Source organism: Dictyobacter vulcani (assembly GCF_008974265.1).
Lineage (GTDB): Bacteria > Chloroflexota > Ktedonobacteria > Ktedonobacterales > Ktedonobacteraceae > Dictyobacter > Dictyobacter vulcani.
The window spans coordinates 1,955,153-1,970,908 of record NZ_BKZW01000001.1; the positions used below are offsets into that span (position 1 = coordinate 1,955,153).

Annotated in this window: 17 protein-coding genes; 4 read left to right on the forward strand and 13 right to left on the reverse strand. The window is 50.6% G+C overall.

What is annotated here, in order from left to right:
• Window positions 1–57: 57 nt before the first annotated feature.
• Together hemW and recJ are read left to right on the forward strand one after the other, a co-directional pair.
• Window positions 58–1,296 (forward strand): radical SAM family heme chaperone HemW, encoded by a 1,239-nt coding sequence (gene hemW / locus KDW_RS08165; protein ID WP_151755509.1) that lies wholly within the window; start codon window positions 58–60, stop codon window positions 1,294–1,296.
• A 27-nt stretch (window positions 1,297–1,323) separates the two neighbouring features.
• Entirely contained in the window at window positions 1,324–3,183 is a 1,860-nt protein-coding gene (gene recJ / locus KDW_RS08170) for a single-stranded-DNA-specific exonuclease RecJ (RefSeq protein ID WP_151755510.1), read from the forward strand.
• A gap of 89 nt (window positions 3,184–3,272) precedes the next feature.
• Here recJ and KDW_RS08175 read toward each other — a convergent pair whose 3' ends face one another.
• Window positions 3,273–4,364, reverse strand: a complete 1,092-nt coding sequence (locus tag KDW_RS08175) for a Glu/Leu/Phe/Val family dehydrogenase (protein WP_233097652.1) — start codon at window positions 4,362–4,364, stop codon at window positions 3,273–3,275.
• An 807-nt stretch (window positions 4,365–5,171) separates the two neighbouring features.
• Between KDW_RS08175 and rocF the strand changes: the two genes are divergently transcribed.
• Both rocF and KDW_RS08185 read left to right on the forward strand, forming a co-directional pair.
• A complete protein-coding gene (gene rocF / locus KDW_RS08180) occupies window positions 5,172–6,065 on the forward strand; it encodes an arginase (protein WP_151755511.1) in 894 nt (297 codons plus the stop codon).
• Window positions 6,066–6,233: 168 nt separating this feature from the next.
• A complete protein-coding gene (locus KDW_RS08185; protein WP_151755512.1) occupies window positions 6,234–7,169 on the forward strand; it encodes a branched-chain amino acid transaminase in 936 nt (311 codons plus the stop codon).
• A 114-nt stretch (window positions 7,170–7,283) separates the two neighbouring features.
• Here KDW_RS08185 and rpsI read toward each other — a convergent pair whose 3' ends face one another.
• The 12 genes from rpsI to secY all read right to left on the reverse strand — a co-directional run bounded on the left by rpsI (window position 7,284) and on the right by secY (window position 15,701).
• Window positions 7,284–7,658: a 30S ribosomal protein S9 gene (gene rpsI / locus KDW_RS08190; protein ID WP_151757320.1), complete on the reverse strand. Its 375-nt coding sequence runs from the start codon at window positions 7,656–7,658 to the stop codon at window positions 7,284–7,286.
• Window positions 7,659–7,710: 52 nt separating this feature from the next.
• Window positions 7,711–8,178 (reverse strand): 50S ribosomal protein L13, encoded by a 468-nt coding sequence (gene rplM / locus KDW_RS08195; protein WP_151757321.1) that lies wholly within the window; start codon window positions 8,176–8,178, stop codon window positions 7,711–7,713.
• Window positions 8,178–8,972 carry a tRNA pseudouridine(38-40) synthase TruA gene (gene truA, locus KDW_RS08200; RefSeq protein ID WP_151755513.1) on the reverse strand — a complete coding sequence of 265 codons (795 nt, stop codon included), beginning with the start codon at window positions 8,970–8,972 and terminating at the stop codon, window positions 8,178–8,180. The genes rplM and truA overlap by 1 nt, the downstream gene beginning before the upstream one ends.
• A 62-nt stretch (window positions 8,973–9,034) precedes the next feature.
• Complete coding sequence (locus tag KDW_RS08205; RefSeq protein ID WP_151755514.1) at window positions 9,035–9,661, reverse strand: bL17 family ribosomal protein; 627 nt, start codon at window positions 9,659–9,661, stop codon at window positions 9,035–9,037.
• A gap of 1 nt (window position 9,662) precedes the next feature.
• A complete protein-coding gene (locus KDW_RS08210) occupies window positions 9,663–10,643 on the reverse strand; it encodes a DNA-directed RNA polymerase subunit alpha (RefSeq protein WP_151755515.1) in 981 nt (326 codons plus the stop codon).
• Window positions 10,644–10,890: 247 nt separating this feature from the next.
• Window positions 10,891–11,517, reverse strand: coding sequence for a 30S ribosomal protein S4 (gene rpsD / locus KDW_RS08215; protein WP_151755516.1), 627 nt, complete (start codon window positions 11,515–11,517; stop codon window positions 10,891–10,893).
• 31 nt (window positions 11,518–11,548) lie between these two features.
• Window positions 11,549–11,947 (reverse strand): 30S ribosomal protein S11, encoded by a 399-nt coding sequence (gene rpsK, locus KDW_RS08220; RefSeq protein WP_151755517.1) that lies wholly within the window; start codon window positions 11,945–11,947, stop codon window positions 11,549–11,551.
• 21 nt (window positions 11,948–11,968) lie between these two features.
• On the reverse strand, window positions 11,969–12,349 hold the full coding sequence (gene rpsM / locus KDW_RS08225; RefSeq protein ID WP_151755518.1) for a 30S ribosomal protein S13: 381 nt from the start codon (window positions 12,347–12,349) through the stop codon (window positions 11,969–11,971).
• Between the two features lie 74 nt (window positions 12,350–12,423).
• Complete coding sequence (rpmJ, locus tag KDW_RS08230; RefSeq protein ID WP_151755519.1) at window positions 12,424–12,540, reverse strand: 50S ribosomal protein L36; 117 nt, start codon at window positions 12,538–12,540, stop codon at window positions 12,424–12,426.
• Window positions 12,541–12,811: 271 nt separating this feature from the next.
• The gene (gene infA / locus KDW_RS08235; protein WP_126549936.1) at window positions 12,812–13,030 is read right to left on the reverse strand and encodes a translation initiation factor IF-1; all 219 of its coding nucleotides are present in this window, start codon (window positions 13,028–13,030) and stop codon (window positions 12,812–12,814) included.
• Between the two features lie 584 nt (window positions 13,031–13,614).
• Window positions 13,615–14,268, reverse strand: coding sequence for an adenylate kinase (locus KDW_RS08240; protein ID WP_151755520.1), 654 nt, complete (start codon window positions 14,266–14,268; stop codon window positions 13,615–13,617).
• Window positions 14,269–14,372: 104 nt separating this feature from the next.
• Window positions 14,373–15,701, reverse strand: a complete 1,329-nt coding sequence (gene secY, locus KDW_RS08245) for a preprotein translocase subunit SecY (RefSeq protein ID WP_151755521.1) — start codon at window positions 15,699–15,701, stop codon at window positions 14,373–14,375.
• Between the last annotated feature and the right edge of the window lie 55 nt (window positions 15,702–15,756).

Here is a 15,756-nt window from a genome sequence, read left to right on the forward strand (position 1 = left end):
TTGAGGAACGTTCCTACATACGTTTTACGCAATCTATTAAGGGATAATACAGCATTCATGACAGCTATTGTCAAAGACACACAAACACACAATCAACTACCACAATCACTATTACAAGCGACTGAACCAATCCAGGATCTCCTGGAGACAGCCTCTCTTTATCTCCATATACCGTTTTGTCATACACGTTGCCATTATTGCGATTTTAATACCTTTGCTGGCCTGCTACCATTGCGTGAACCCTATGTCCGTGCCCTGTTGCATGAAATAGAGATGGCTGGCACAATGGCCCGCCATGAAGACGGACGCCTGCGTCGCTCACGTACACTGTTTCTGGGTGGGGGAACGCCAAGTTTGCTGAGCGTCGATCAAATTACACGGATACTCAACGCCTGTTTCCAATCTTTCGCGCTTGATGCGGACGCCGAAATCACGATGGAGGCCAATCCAGGCACATTGAATCAAGAACAGCTGATTGGCATCCGCAAGGCTGGTATTAATCGTTTGAGCATGGGAGCCCAGAGCTTCGATGCCGAACTCTTGAAAACACTGGGACGCATCCATAGTCCTCAGGAAATCGTGCAAGCGGTCGATTTTGCCCGCGTCGCTGGCTTCACATCTATCAATATAGATTTTATGTTTGGTCTGCCCGGCCAGACGATGCAACACTGGCAAGAAACATTGAAGCGCGCCCTGGAACTGCGTCCGGAACATCTCTCGTTGTATTCGCTCATTGTCGAAGAAGGTACACCCTTCCAGGATTGGGTCAATGATGGCAGTATTACGCCCGGTGATGAGGACCTGTGCGCCGATATGTATGAGTATGCCGACGAGTTGCTGCGCCAGGCCGGTTATATCAACTATGAGATCTCCAACTGGGCCCTACCCGGCCACCATAGCCGCCATAATCTGACCTACTGGCAGAATCTTCCCTATATTGGCATGGGCACAGGAGCCGCCTCAAGCTTTGCTGGACGTCGCTTCTCTAATGAGCGCGAGCCGCTAGACTATATTAAGCTCGTCAAAGCAAATCAGCTCCCAACCGTTGAGAGTGAAGATGTGGAACAGGCACAGGCAATGTCCGAGACCGCCTTTCTTGGTCTGCGCACTGCCATGGGCATCCATTTACCAACGTTTGCAGCCCGGTTTGGCCAACCATTTTCGCAATTCGCAGGCAATCGTCTACAGGATGTAGAAAAAGCTGGCTTATTAGAGTATGAGGACGACTGGCTCCGCTTAAGCACACGCGGCCGTCTCCTTGGCAACGAGGTCTTTTTACGCCTGCTGCCCGATTAAGCCAGATCAAGCAAGAGGAATAGATACTTGGAATCATCATCTCACCTATCGGATATCTGGGAAGTACATCCCGCGCTGAGCAAAGAGCTGTTTCTTAGCGCAAAAACAGCGGGTATTGATCCTATTCAAGCCCAATTGCTCCATAATCGTGGCGTCAAAACCGTGGAAGAGATGAAAACATTCATCCGCGCCGCATATGAGGATATACAGGATCCCCTTAAACTGATTGATATGCCGCGGGCCGTCGAACGTATTCAACAAGCACTCACCAATCAAGAACATATAACTGTCTACGGGGATTACGATGCAGATGGTGTCACGTCATCTGCATTGCTTTATCGCGTCCTGCGCAAACTCAAACAGGCCGATACCATCCTCGACCATCATATTCCACATCGCCTCAGGGATGGGTGTGGCTTGAATCTGGCCGCGCTGGACATGCTCAAGGCACGTGGTACCAGTTTGATCATTACAACCGACTGTGCCAGTTCTGACGTGGCGCAGGTGGCATATGCGAAAACATTAGGGATGGATGTCATCATCACTGACCATCACCATCCACCAGTGGAACTACCGCAGGCATACGCCATGGTCAATCCCTGGCGTCCAGACTGTACCTATGGCGGCCATTATCTTTGTGGAGCCGGTATAGCTTTTAAGCTGGCACAGGCCCTCTATCGCGCTTACAATCTTCCACAGGAGGAAGAACTGGAGCTCCTGGATCTGGTAGCGATTGGGACGGTTGCAGACATTGCTCCTTTGCTTGGAGAGAATCATACCTATGTGCGTCTGGGTTTGGAACGCTTGAATGCCACCAATAAACCTGGCCTCAAAGCCTTGATTCGCAATGCCAATCTTCAATCCAGCAAAATTCGTGAGCGCGACATCGCCTTTGGCATCGCGCCCTGTATCAATGCCGCTGGCCGAATGAAAGAAGCCAGTATCGCCTTTGCATTGATGGTGACAGATGATGTACAAGAAGCCGATAAGATCGCCGAGGAACTGCGCTGGCTTAACACACAACGCCAGCAAGAGACTGAAGCGTTGATGCGCAATGTACGTGATCAGGCAGCACTCCACCCTGAACATGCGGTGGTTCTGGTCAACGGTAAAAACTGGCATGAAGGCATCATTGGACTGGTAGCGGGTAAACTGGCCGAGGAACTGAGTAAGCCTGTCCTGGTCCTGAGTAATGATCCAGCTACCCAACTCAGTCGTGGATCAGCCCGTAGCCAGAAAGGCTTTAATATTATTGAAGCCCTGAGCGCCTTTGGCCCGCAGTTGGAGCGCTACGGTGGTCATGCCCAGGCCGCCGGCTTTACCATTCGCAGCGAACGCATCGAAGGGCTACGCGCCCATGTATTGCTCTGGCAAGAGCATGGCGGTCCTGCCGCGCCAGCTTTAATCGAAGGCACGAATCTACCCGATACGACCGGCATTGTCACCGAACAGGAAGCCAGCGAGACGGCCCCGACATTGATGCCAAAAATGGTTGATCTCACCTTCACCAAAGCCGAATTACTCAACTACGAAACATATAAAAAGATCCGCATACTCGGACCATTTGGAGCTGGCAATCCCGATCCCGTCTTCCAGATGCAACGCGTGAGTTTACTGGAAGCGCGCGCCAGTGGTCCTAATCGCCAAAATTTACTGCTGCGCCTGGGTATACCAAAAAGTAATGGCGAAAAAATAGCACCACACACATTTGCCAGAAGTGAACAGCTACCGCGAGGAACATATACCCATGGAGCCTCTGAGCTTCAACGCTTCAAAAACGTGAAGCAGGTGGATATTATTTTCCGCATTGGATCAGCAGAAGATGATGCCCGACCAGAAATCTGGCTTAAAATTCTGGCGGTCGAACCCTTATCACAAAACACATAACAATACGGCAGGAGAGCCATTGCTGGCCCTCCTGCCGTATTGTTAACAATCACATATATTATTCCAGATGATGAATAAAGCTGCCTGGTTTACGGATAAATACCACGCAGTTCAGTGGCTTCCGCTACCCGACTGACAGCAAGCAAGTAAGCGCCCATGCGTAAATTGGTATCTTGCGATTCTGCTTTTGTCATCACAGCCTTGAAGGCGCGCGACATAATCGCTTCCAACCGCTGATTAATCTCGTTTTCAGACCAGAAGAAATGCTGTAGATCCTGGACCCATTCAAAATAGCTCACTGTAACACCACCGGCATTAGCCAGAATATCTGGCACGACCATGACGCCATTTGCGTTAAGGATACGATCAGCCTCAACATTTGTTGGTCCATTAGCAGCTTCGACCACCAGCCGGGCCTGAACACGACCAGCGTTTTCTTTGGTCAGCTGATTCTCAAGAGCGGCAGGGATCAAAATATCGCAGGGAAGCTCCAGCAACTCACGATTGGTTACCGGTTCGGTACCCGGCATACCACGCAGGCTGCCATGTTCACGCGAGAAGCGCATGGCGGTTGGCACATCAATACCGCGTGGATTATAAATGCCTCCGCTGATATCGCTCAGGCCAACAATTTTACAGCCTGATTCGTGTAAAAGGCGAGCAGTGATACCACCGACATTACCAAAACCCTGGATGACAACCGAACAATTTTCTGGAAGCATGTCAAGGTGGCGCATCGCGGCCTTCGTAACAACCTGTACACCACGAGCCGTAGCGTCCAGGCGTCCTTCACTTCCACCAATGGCCAATGGCTTGCCTGTAATGGCCGCTGGCACCGAGTAACCTTGATGCATAGAATATGTATCCATCATCCAGGCCATTACCTGTGGATTCGTATTCATATCAGGTGCTGGAATATCACTATTCGGGCCCATCAAGATGGAAATTTCAGTCGCATAACGACGGCTGAGACGCTCAAGCTCCCCACGGGACATCTGGTGGGGATCACAAATAACACCGCCTTTAGCGCCTCCAAAAGGGATATCTACCACGGCGCATTTCCAGGTCATCCACATCGCCAGAGCCCGCACCTCATCCAATGAGACTTCAGGACTGAAGCGAATACCGCCCTTGGCAGGGCCGCGGTTGATGTTGTGTTGAACTCGATACCCGGTATACATGCGCACATCCCCATTATCCAGGCGAACGGGAAAATTGACGATGAGTTCGCGTTTGGGGCACGCAGAATATTGCGCATTGACTGGGATAGGCCGAGCCGGTCTGCAGCCTCATCAAACTGAGCTACCGCGACGGCATAAGGATTAACAATATCGACAACCATGATAAAGGTGAACCTCCTCGAACCTGGTTAACATACAACCAGGCTGCTACGCTGCACGAAAAAGCCTCTTTGCTTCCCACACTCCACATGATAAGTTTCAGAATAGTAACATATCATACACGTAATCAGATATAACACCGATACAGCTAGTACCAATGTCACAGAGTGAGGAGGCCTGGAGAGCACCATTTACTCTGAAAAGTTCGCCGTGCTCACTCACCCTGATCAACGTTGAGCACATACGCTTCAGCGATAGTATGTGCCTAACGGTAAAAACCCGCCGATTAGGGGCGGGCTCATATCTGATCTATATGCTACCCAGTATATCACTAATCTTCAAATATGGGCAAGCTAGCAAACAGCAATTTTCTTAAATGTTTCACCACCCACTAAAATTTTTGAGCGCCTTTGGCGCTCCAAGGGCTTTAAGTGTGGGCGCTTTAGGGCCCGAGTGCGGCTGGCAGTATGATCCCCCATGAGAGGGGGAATCAAACACTATGAATAGACAAGCATCATAGACAAAGTTCCACGGCAGTGCATATAATGAAAACAACACCTCCTGCGCTCAACGGCGAGGAGATTTGGAGTGTTTGATTTACGAGCAGTATCGCCAGCATGCAATGGCGAACAGAGGTGCAATTTTCTTATGCGTATCCGTGTTATTGGCGCCCCAATTGACTTAGGCGCAGACCGACGTGGGGTTGATATTGGACCCCGAGCTATCCGTTATGCGGGTCTGATTGACCAGCTACAACAGCTTGGCCATAGTGTCCATGACGTTGGGAACATCAATATTCCACTTCCAGAGAACCAGCCAACTGGCAATCCCCGTTTGAAATATCTTGAACCAATTACTCATCTGGCGGAGGAACTCGCTGATAACGTCAGTGAAGCCCTGCGCGATCAAGAATTTCCATTGATTCTGGGTGGCGACCATAGTATGTCACTGGGTTCCATCACTGGAGTGGCACGCGAGCACAAAAATGTTGGTGTAATCTGGGTGGATGCCCACGCTGATTTTAATGTGGAAGACACCACCCCCTCTGGCAATATCCATGGCATGATCCTGGCGGCTCTGGCAGGCCTGGGTGATCCAAGCCTGGTGAATGTTGATAATTGGGCCCCAAAAATTGATAAAAACAAGATCGTGATCGTCGGTGCCCGCGACCTCGATACAGGCGAACAAAAGCTACTACGCGAACAGAATATCCATGTCTTCACAATGTCAGACCTGGATCGCCGTGGCATCTCCGAAGTAATGCGCCAGGCCATTGAAATCGCCGGAGCCGACAATGGTCCTATTCACCTGAGCCTGGATATGGATTCCCTGGATCCACGTGAGGCTCCTGGCGTAGGAACACCTGTACGTGGTGGTCTAAGCTACCGTGAAGCGCACTTCGCAATGGAGATGCTGGCAGAGAGCCAGCGCCTGGTATCAATGGATGTGGTGGAAGTCAACTCGATTCTGGACCGTGAAAACACGACCGCCCAGTTAGCTGTCGAGCTCACACTCTCAGCACTGGGAAAAAAGATCCTCTAACATTTTTTGGGTATGTAAAAAGACGGTTCCAATATCAGTCTCACTACGTTGTAGTTATATATCCTTGAGGTTGTTGATATCCCATGAGTTCAACAACCTCACATCCAAACATATTATTCAAAAAGGAGGAGAGGTAAGTAGCAGCAGTGCAGCTTATCCACACTGACTATGGATGCAAAAATGCTCTATATGAATGGTGAATTCATTCCCGCTGAGCGTGGCTTTATCTCCGTACGCACCCATGGCTTCTCCTATGGCACGGGTGTCTTTGAGGGCATTCGCGGCTATTGGAATGAAGACCACAAGCAGGTCTACCTGTTCCGTTTACGTGAACACTATGAACGTCTGCTTCGTTCTTGCAAGATCATGCGAATCAACCTGCCCTATAGCGTTGAGAGCCTGATTGAGATCAGTGCAGAACTGGTCAGGCGCAATGAGCAGCACCAGGACGTCTACCTGCGTCCCGTGGCTTACAAGAGCGATGAAATTATCGGCGTACGTTTGCACGGACTGAAAGATGATTATATCTTAACCTCTGAGCCAATGGGCAACTATGTCGAGATCGGTGGCCTGCGCTGCGGCGTCTCTTCCTGGCGACGTATCGACGACAACGCCATTCCGGCTCGTGCTAAAATCTGCGGCAGTTATGTGAATGCGGCCTTCGCCAAAACCGAAGCCATCCAGAATGGCTTTGACGAAGCTATCATGCTCAATCACGATGGCCATGTTTCTGAGGGTAGCGCGGAAAACATCTTCCTGCTCCAGAACGGTGAACTGATCACACCAGCACCATCAGAAAACATCCTGCTGGGTATTACCAGGGACACCGTTATGCAACTGGCTAAGGCCGAACTGGGCATCAACGTCCGTGAACGCCAGATCGACCGCACCGAGCTCTATACCGCCGACGAGATCCTCCTCTGCGGCACAGGAGCCCAGATTGCACCGGTGATTGAGGTAGACCATAATCCCGTTGGCACAGGCACGGTTGGTCCCGTCGCCCAAAAGCTTCAGGACCTCTACTTCGACGTCGTACGCGGCCGCAATCCTAAATACCTGGATTGGTGTACTCCCGCTTACGTTGAAGTCGCTTCACAGCGCTAAGACAATCCTCAAACAGCAACAGACACAAAGAAAGTCCTGTCGGCAATCGTCGACAGGACTTTCTTTGTGTCTGTACCCATGAAAGCGACAACAGGGTCGCCAACCGGTTGAAAACTAACGCTTTGTGTACTGTGGAGCCTTACGAGCGCGTTTCAAGCCTGGTTTCTTTCTTTCTTTCATACGTGGGTCACGTGTCAGGTAGCCAGCTTTACGCAGGGCCAGCTTGAAATCAGGATTCAAGCGTACCAGTGCGCGAGCCAGACCATGACGGATAGCGCCGGCCTGGCCGCTAGCGCCACCACCGACCACACGAACGGTCAGGGTATAGTTATCGCCCAGATCAAGGACACGCAGAGGTGCAGCTACTGCAGCCAGATGTGTGTCGCGCTGCCCAAAATAGTTATGAGCAGTTTTATCATTGATAGTGATGCTACCATCGCCATTTGGGAAGAGGCGTACGCGAGCTACAGCCGTTTTACGCCGTCCCATACCGTAGTAGTATTCACCTTTGGTGGTGTCAGCCAAGGTAGGTTCTCCTTCTTTACTTTGCCTCAGTAGCCTGCTTCAACAATGCCTCAGGGCCCGTCCAGATCACTGGCTTCTGAGCCTCATGTGGATGGGTAGCACCAGCGTAAATCTTCAAGCGTGACATTACCTGGGTACCCAGGCGATTGTGCATCACCATACCGCGAACGGCATGCTCAAGAGCACGCTCTGGATACCTGCCTTCCAGGGTTTGACGCAAAGTTGTCTTTTTCAAGCCGCCAGGATACTGTGAATGGCGATAGTACACCTTCTGTTCCATGCGATTACCAGTAACGGCAATCTTATCGGCATTGATCACGATCACAAAGTCCCCACTATTGAGGTGTGGCGTGAATGTAGGTTTATGTTTACCGCGCAAGATCTGCGCAATCTGAGTCGCGATGCGGCCCAGTACCTGCCCCTCGGCGTCGATGACATACCAACTCGGTTGCAGATCAGCGGCCTTGGCGCTATATGTCTTCATCATCGTTCGTTACTCCAAACTTCTCCAGGATAATCAACCCGTACCAGACACAGCCCATGTGGTGGGGCCGCTGAACCAGGGTGCGTCTTCTCCGCACGTTGCACGATAGTTATAAATTCTTCAAGACAGAGACGCTTCTGTCCTACCAGCAATAACGTGCCAACCATTCTACGAACCTGCCCCGTGAGAAAGGCATCGGCAGTAAAATCACAATATATGAGTTCATTCGCCTCTGGACGTAGACAACGTGCTTCTAACATTGTACGAACACAGGAATGTGGTCCTGGCTTCAATGGATTCGATTTATAGGGACTATGCCCAAAAGCTCCAAAATCCTTGCGCCCTACCAGCACCTCGCAGGCTTGATTCATCAGATCAACATCCAGCTCTTTCGAGCAATGGTAGCTAAATCTGGACCTCAAAGCTGTCGGTGCCAGGTCATTCCAGATCGTATAGCGATAGGAACGACTGCAGGCACTAAAGCGGGCGTGAAACCGTTTGGGGACTTCACGCACCCACCGTACCACCACGGTGTTGGGTAAGACGGCGTTTAATGCGCGTAGCCACACCTCAGGATCGCGCTGCACATGAGCGGTAAAGGTGATTACCTGTCCACTTGCATGCACCCCGGCATCGGTTCGGCCAGCGCCATTAACCACAGAAAAGGCGCCATCAGAGACACGCGAAATTGCTAACTCCAGGGCCCCTTGTACCGTTGCACCATGGCCTTCAGCTTGTCGCTGAAAACCACGGAATTCGGTACCATCATACTCAATACCACAAGCTATGTTCATATGTTATTGTTCAATATCAAAGGGATAGACGCGATACACCAGGTTCCGCGATCAATATATCCCTATACCAGGGCGATCTGCGCGATTTCGGCAGCGTCACCCTTACGGCGGCCGAGCTTCGTAATACGTGTGTAGCCACCAGGACGACCGAGATAGCGAGGTGCCAGTTCTTCAAACAGCTTTTTGACAACCAGCTCATCGGGCAGGGCGCTTAAGATCAAGCGGCGAGCATGCAGCTCAATGACCATTGAATGGTAAGCAGCCTGCAAAGCCTTTTCGGCTTCATTCTCATTTGGGAAGATGGCCAGCAGCTCTTCGCGGCGGGCTTTCAACTTATCTTCCTGGAATTTGCGGCCCTTGTCAGTTAAAGGAGCTTTCTGCACTTTGGCGCGCTCTTCGTTTGAAGCAACGCTATGCTTCAAAGAGAAACGACCCTTACGTGCAAACTCCAGAACCTTCGTAGCCTGCTCTTCATCAGATACAACTGAGGCCAGATGTTTACGGGCATCTTCACGCCCTTTTACAGCCACAGAAATTAACTTTTCAGCCTCACCACGGATCGCGCGTGCGCGTGCTTCAGTGGTCTGAATACGGTCGTAACGGATGAGCCCTGCCATCAAGTTACGGCGCGCAGACCGCCGACGCGGCTCTGGCATATTCATCCGGTTACCGGCAATTCGGTGCCTCACCTTATTCCTCCATTTCGTGATCGCCGTCCAAATCGGCTCCGACGGTGCTCGTGCGCGGATTAGGCAGGAAGTTTCGTGCAAGTAGACGCTCGCGCAGCTCCTGCAAACTCTTCTCGCCGAAATTGCGTACACCCAAAAGATCTTCCTCGTTCATCGAGAGGACCTGACCAACCTTCGTGATATTGCTACGCTTCAAACAGTTGTAAGCGCGCACCGAGAGATCAAGTTCCTCAATCGGAGTATCATAAATCTTCTGAGGGATGGGCAAGCTGCTCAAAGGTGCTTTATCAATCTCAGGCACCTCAGCACGATAATTGGCGAGCAGAGTAAAATGCCGCACCAGAATATCCGCACTTTGCCGCAACGCCTCATCAGGCGTAATCGTTCCATCCGTCGTGATTTCAAGAACAATTTTATCAAAATTTGTCATCTGCCCTACACGTGTGTGCTCAACGGTGTAATTCACCTTTTGCACCGGCGTGTAGATAGCATCAACTGGGATCACCCCGATAGGCTGGTCCTCTTTTGAGTCGGCAGGAACATAGCCTCTACCAGTCTCAACGACCAGCTCCATGTCGAGGCGAGCATTGTCGTTGTCGAGCGTTGCAATATGCAGCTCAGGATTAACAATCTCTACCGTACTGGGAGCGATGATATCAGCTGCAGTCACTTCGCGCTCACCGCTCACTTCCAGACGCATCGATACAGGATGGTCCGAGAAGGAGCGTAGGCGAAGACGTTTGACATTTAGCACAATATCGGTTACATCTTCCATCACATAAGGGACGTCCTGGAACTCGTGTTGCACACCCTCGATCCGAATAGAGGTGACAGCCGCACCAGGCAACGAAGACAGCAACACGCGCCGCAACGAATTACCCAGGGTCATACCATACCCGGCCTCTAACGGTTCAATATCATAGCTCGCATAATTTCCAAGTGTCTTTGTATTTTTAATGCGAGGCAGTGCAATATCTAGCAAGGTTCTAACCTGCCTTTCTTTTTCTACCAGGTTCAGTAGTGCTCACATGACCTAAACAGCCAGGGAGACAAAGGCCAGAACGCTGGTAGTCCAAGAGTTCTTCGCCCTGATGTGATCCTGTGCAGGATCACCCAGGCACGGACCTAACCCTTCTAACACACATGCCAGCGACACTTGGCATCGTACCTTTTGTCGCATCAGCAAAGAGCGCGGGCGTGTGCCATGAAGTCTCCGCCGACTCAACCTATTATCGCTGATAATACTCAACCACCATCTGCTCATCAAAGGGCAACTCGAGGTCTGCTCGTGATGGAATGGTGACAACACGACCTGAAAGGTCATTGGTGTTCAAGCTTAACCAGGTGGGGACACCCTTCTGAGCGAGAAGCAATGCACGTGTTTTGAAGTATTCAGTACCTTTGCTGCGCTCACGAACGGTGATCACGTCATTTGGCTTGGCAATGAAAGAAGGAATATCTGTCTTGCGGCCATTGACTGCGAAGTGACCATGGTTTACCAGCTGGCGAGCCTGTGCGCGCGAATCGGCCAGACCCAGGCGATAGACCAGGTTGTCCAGGCGCATTTCCAGAATCTGCAAGAGATTCTCGCTGGTTTTGCCGGGGCGATTAGCAGCAGCACCAAAGTGTTTTACGAACTGGCGCTCCAGCACACCATAGGTGCGGCGTACGCGCTGTTTCTCGCGCAACTGCTTGGCATAACCCGACTCTTTACGGACACGGCTGGCACCATGCTGTCCAGGACGTGTGTTGCGGCGCTCAAGTGTGCACTTTGTCATGCACTTGTCGCCCTTTAAGAAAAGTTTTACCCCCTCACGTCGGCACAACTTGCAGACGGGGCCGGTATAACGTGCCATCTAGTTCTATCCTCCTCACCGATCAGTCCGGCTATACACGACGACGCTTGGGTGGTCGGCAGCCATTGTGCGGAATAGGTGTAACATCTGTAATTGAAGTGACTGAGAGACCGGCCTGCTGCAATGAGCGGATAGCTGCCTCACGGCCAGAGCCAGGGCCTTTCACGAAGACGTCAATCTGTCGCAGGCCATGCTCCATCGCTTTACGGGCTGCCGTTTCAGCAGTCACCTGGGCGGCGTAAGGAGTGCTCTTACGAGAGCCTTTGAAGCCCTGCCCACCAGAGCTACCCCAGGAAAGCACATTTCCGTTCGGGTCGGTGAGGGTCACAATAGTATTGTTAAATGTGGCCTGGATATGGGCCTGTCCTCGGGGAACGGATTTCCGTTCACGCCGCCTGACCTTGCCAGTTGGTTTCTTTTTGTCTGCCATTTTTACAATCTCTCTCCTGCGTTACTTCTTCGCTGCTTTCTTCTTACCAGCTACTGTTCGTTTTGGACCACGGCGTGTGCGCGCATTTGTACGCGTACGCTGGCCCCGCACCGGCAGGTTGCGGCGGTGGCGCATACCACGATAGCAGTTGATCTCGATCAGCCGTTTGATATTCATATCAACTTCACGGCGCAGGTCGCCTTCAACCTTAAATTCGCGGTCAATTACTTCACGGAGACGATTGACTTCTTCTTCGGTCAGATTCTTTACCCGTGTATCTGGATTAATGCGTGTTCTGTCCAGGATCTTGCGACTTGTTGTCAGCCCAATTCCATAGATGTAGCACAGCGAAATCTCCACACGCTTCTCTCGCGGAATGTCAACGCCGGCGATTCTTGCCATCTTTTCCTCCAGCTTGCGTTTCGACTTTCAATGCTGCTTGCTTACGCTCGAAACTTGAAACCCGAAACTTCTGATTAGCCTTGTTTCTGTTTATGTTTAGGGTCTTTGCTACAAATTACCATGACCACACGATTGCGGCGAATGATTTTGCAGCCATCACAGCGCGGTTTAACTGAGGCGCTTACTTTCATGTCTGCCTCTCCTCTTGTTGGGCATAAAAAAGTTCAAAATTGATGATCACTTCTAGCTTACTCCCACCATCTCATAGGACCTTACAGTCCTCAATGGCTTCAGAAAACAACGAAGTGCAGGACGGAAGTAAAGGATCGCATGAACAGAGATTCGATGCTCCCTCTTATCCGGCCCGTTTACCGAAAAAACACCGATAGGAGAAAAGGAACAATGATGGGTGTGCGTGCAGTCTAACGGACAGACCAGCACACTAACCAGCCAGAGGCTACATCATCGCGCACGCCATGTTATGCGCCCTCGAGTCAGGTCATAGGGGGACAGCACAACCCGCACCTTATCACCTGGAACGATTCGTATGAAATTCATACGCATACGGCCCGATAGGACGGCCAGAACCTGATGGTTTTCGTCGATCTCTACTTTAAACATGGCATTGGGGAGGGACTCCAGTACCTTTCCCTCAACCTCAATTTCATCCTTTTTTGGCATAACATCCTTTCCCTAGCGGTGGGACTACGTTCGCTACAACCTGCATATATCTTAGCCATATGTGCTTCGTGCGGCAGCCTTCGCACGAGCAACTGCGGATTATACTGCAGTTTCGATGCGCTTGAAAGTACAAAAGGGCAGCAGTATTTACTGCTGCAGCCAACTACGGATTATAGCATACTTTCTCTGAGGTGTCGAGTGGGAATTTTTTTCTGGGGCTTCCCCATCATCTAGCACAAGACGTAAGAATATATCCACCTCGCCATCAGTTCCAGCCAGGTATGCATCTGCAGTTGATTAAGAGACTCATCTTCGTTTAAGAACGTATCAAGCCTCGGCTGGTAACCATGATAGCCTGAAGAGCCCTGAATGTCAAAACTGCAGCGCTTTACCCTATATACTACACTAGAAAAAGTACTCCAAGCTATCGCTTTCCACTGAAAGTCGTTGAATAGCGCAGCCTAGTTCCACCCTTGTAGTCATACAGAGTATAACTAACTCATCTGACGTAAAAAAACGCTATAATTTCTGCTGATAGAGGTAGTAAGTTAGCGTTACCACCTCCACCAGCAAGCCCTACAACCTTAGCAACAGTCTTGGACTGCCTCAATAAGGTTGTGTGAGACTTGCTCAATGCCCTGGTTACCATTCACAGTTTTCAGCTTCTGCTGCTGCCCATAGTAGTCCAGTAAGCGGATCGTCTCATTATAGAAAGTATCCAAACGTTTTTGGATTGCGGAACCCTGGTCATCGACCCGTTGATACAACTCACTTCCATCTAGATCACAGATACCTGAGACCTTCGGAGGATTCGTGTCAATGTTATATACATGTTGATTGGCCTGACAGATATAGCGACCGGATAACCGGTGAAGCAGTTCTTCACGAGGGACATCCAGATACACACTACAATTAATCGACCGCCCAACACGTAACAATCCTTGATCAAGTGCTTGCGCCTGCGCAATAGTTCGAGGGAAACCATCCAGGAGGACTCCGTCTCGAACATATTTCTCCTGAGAAATATGTTCTAATACCATAGCCACTGTCAAATCATCAGGAACTAGCTCACCACGATCGAAGTAGGCCTGAGCCTGTTTACCAACCTCAGTGCCAGCTTCAGACGCTTTACGAAACAGGTCACCACTTGAAACATGGTGCATACCCAGGGTCTGCGCCAGGCGTTTAGCCTGTGTTCCCTTTCCTGACCCCTGTGCACCCAAAAGGATAATATTCACGATTTTCCTCCAATGGAAATTCGAGGAAGTGCAGCGTCGCACTCCCTCATGGACAATAGACATTCAAGGGAAACCAGTGAAACAGCCACTTTAAAACCCCTTGTCTAGGAAAGAAAACCTGAATAGTTACGCATCACCATCTGCGACTCCAGCTGCCGCACCGTATCAAGCACAACACCGACAGCAATTAAGAGCGAAGCTGCACCCAACATCTGGCTTCCGCCAACACGAGCGATGAACGGCAAAACCGTAATCACTCCCAGGAACAGAGCTCCTGCCAGGGTGATACGATTCAGGATAGTCAAAAGGTAACGACTGGTAGGCTCACCGGGTCGATACCCTGGAATAAACGCACCTTGTTTTTGAAGGTTCTCGGGAATATTCTGCTGCTGCCACAACACATACGCATAGAAATATGTGAAGGCGACAACAAGTAAGAAGTTAATGATCCAATACCACCATTCGCTCGGATTAATCAAGTAGAGAGAAATCCACAGCGCCACTTCCTTGATCCATGGTGTGGTGCTTGTGCTTAAATAGCGCGCAATCACCGTTGGAAAGAGCAGCATCGAAGAAGCGAAGATAAGAGGAATCATACCCGCGCTATTGATCTGCATCGGAATGTATGTGGTCTGTGCAGAACCAACCTGCATGCCGCGACCGACATTGCGTTTGGTTGGATACTGAACAGGGACACGCCGCTGACCCAGGTAGATGTAGATGATACCCAGAATGGTAATCGCACCGATGATCAAAAAGACACCAATACTGACAACCGCGCCGCTACCGCCGCTCTGAGCTGCTACAGCACCCTGCTGGACGTACTTCGGAAGGTTACTGAGAATATTGGCCAGAATGATAATCGAAATACCATTACCGATACCCTTCTCAGTGATCAACTCACCAAGCCAGACCAGAATCATCGTACCGGCAATCAATGAAGCGATAATCGCAAATGACTGCAGCGCATACTGGGGATCAATCAAACTGAAATTGGTCAGGACCTTCTCCTGCTGGAAAAGTGCACACTGTCCCAATCCTTGAAGGAATGCCAGAGGTACGGTAATGATACGAGTGATCTGACTGAAGCGCAGGCGACCCGACTCACCCTGGGTAGACAAATTCTGCAGCGCTGGAATGATCGGCTGCAAAAGTTGCATCACGATGGTAGCAGTAATATAGGGGTAGACAGAGAAAGCAACGATCGAAAAGTTCTGCAAAGATCCGCCAGAAAATACATCGAGCAAGCCGAGCAGCTGCCCAACCGGATTATCGCCCTTATTGAAGAGACTGTTGAGGTTCTTCTGTTCATCAGGCGACAACGGGACATTGATGTGGGCCAGGATGCGGAATACAAGCAACATCCCTAGCGTGAAGAGGATCTTTTTGCGCAGATCAGGCACTGTCCAGATGCTACGCAGTTTTTCCCACATGGGAGCCTCCTTTTGCGAAGAACGCAAACACAGGATAATTCACATAGACAGTAGG

Coding starts and splice junctions, on each gene's coding strand:
- rpsK (WP_151755517.1), bottom strand. CDS start 11,947: ATGGCAGACAAAAAGAAACCAACTGGCAAGGTCAGGCGGCGTGAACGG.
- rocF (WP_151755511.1), top strand. CDS start 5,172: ATGCGTATCCGTGTTATTGGCGCCCCAATTGACTTAGGCGCAGACCGA.
- truA (WP_151755513.1), bottom strand. CDS start 8,972: ATGAACATAGCTTGTGGTATTGAGTATGATGGTACCGAATTCCGTGGT.
- rpmJ (WP_151755519.1), bottom strand. CDS start 12,540: ATGAAAGTAAGCGCCTCAGTTAAACCGCGCTGTGATGGCTGCAAAATC.
- hemW (WP_151755509.1), top strand. CDS start 58: ATGACAGCTATTGTCAAAGACACACAAACACACAATCAACTACCACAA.
- rplM (WP_151757321.1), bottom strand. CDS start 8,178: ATGAAGACATATAGCGCCAAGGCCGCTGATCTGCAACCGAGTTGGTAT.
- secY (WP_151755521.1), bottom strand. CDS start 15,701: ATGTGGGAAAAACTGCGTAGCATCTGGACAGTGCCTGATCTGCGCAAA.
- rpsD (WP_151755516.1), bottom strand. CDS start 11,517: ATGGCACGTTATACCGGCCCCGTCTGCAAGTTGTGCCGACGTGAGGGG.
- rpsM (WP_151755518.1), bottom strand. CDS start 12,349: ATGGCAAGAATCGCCGGCGTTGACATTCCGCGAGAGAAGCGTGTGGAG.
- rpsI (WP_151757320.1), bottom strand. CDS start 7,658: ATGGGACGGCGTAAAACGGCTGTAGCTCGCGTACGCCTCTTCCCAAAT.
- KDW_RS08185 (WP_151755512.1), top strand. CDS start 6,234: ATGGATGCAAAAATGCTCTATATGAATGGTGAATTCATTCCCGCTGAG.
- infA (WP_126549936.1), bottom strand. CDS start 13,030: ATGCCAAAAAAGGATGAAATTGAGGTTGAGGGAAAGGTACTGGAGTCC.
- KDW_RS08175 (WP_233097652.1), bottom strand. CDS start 4,364: ATGTATACCGGGTATCGAGTTCAACACAACATCAACCGCGGCCCTGCC.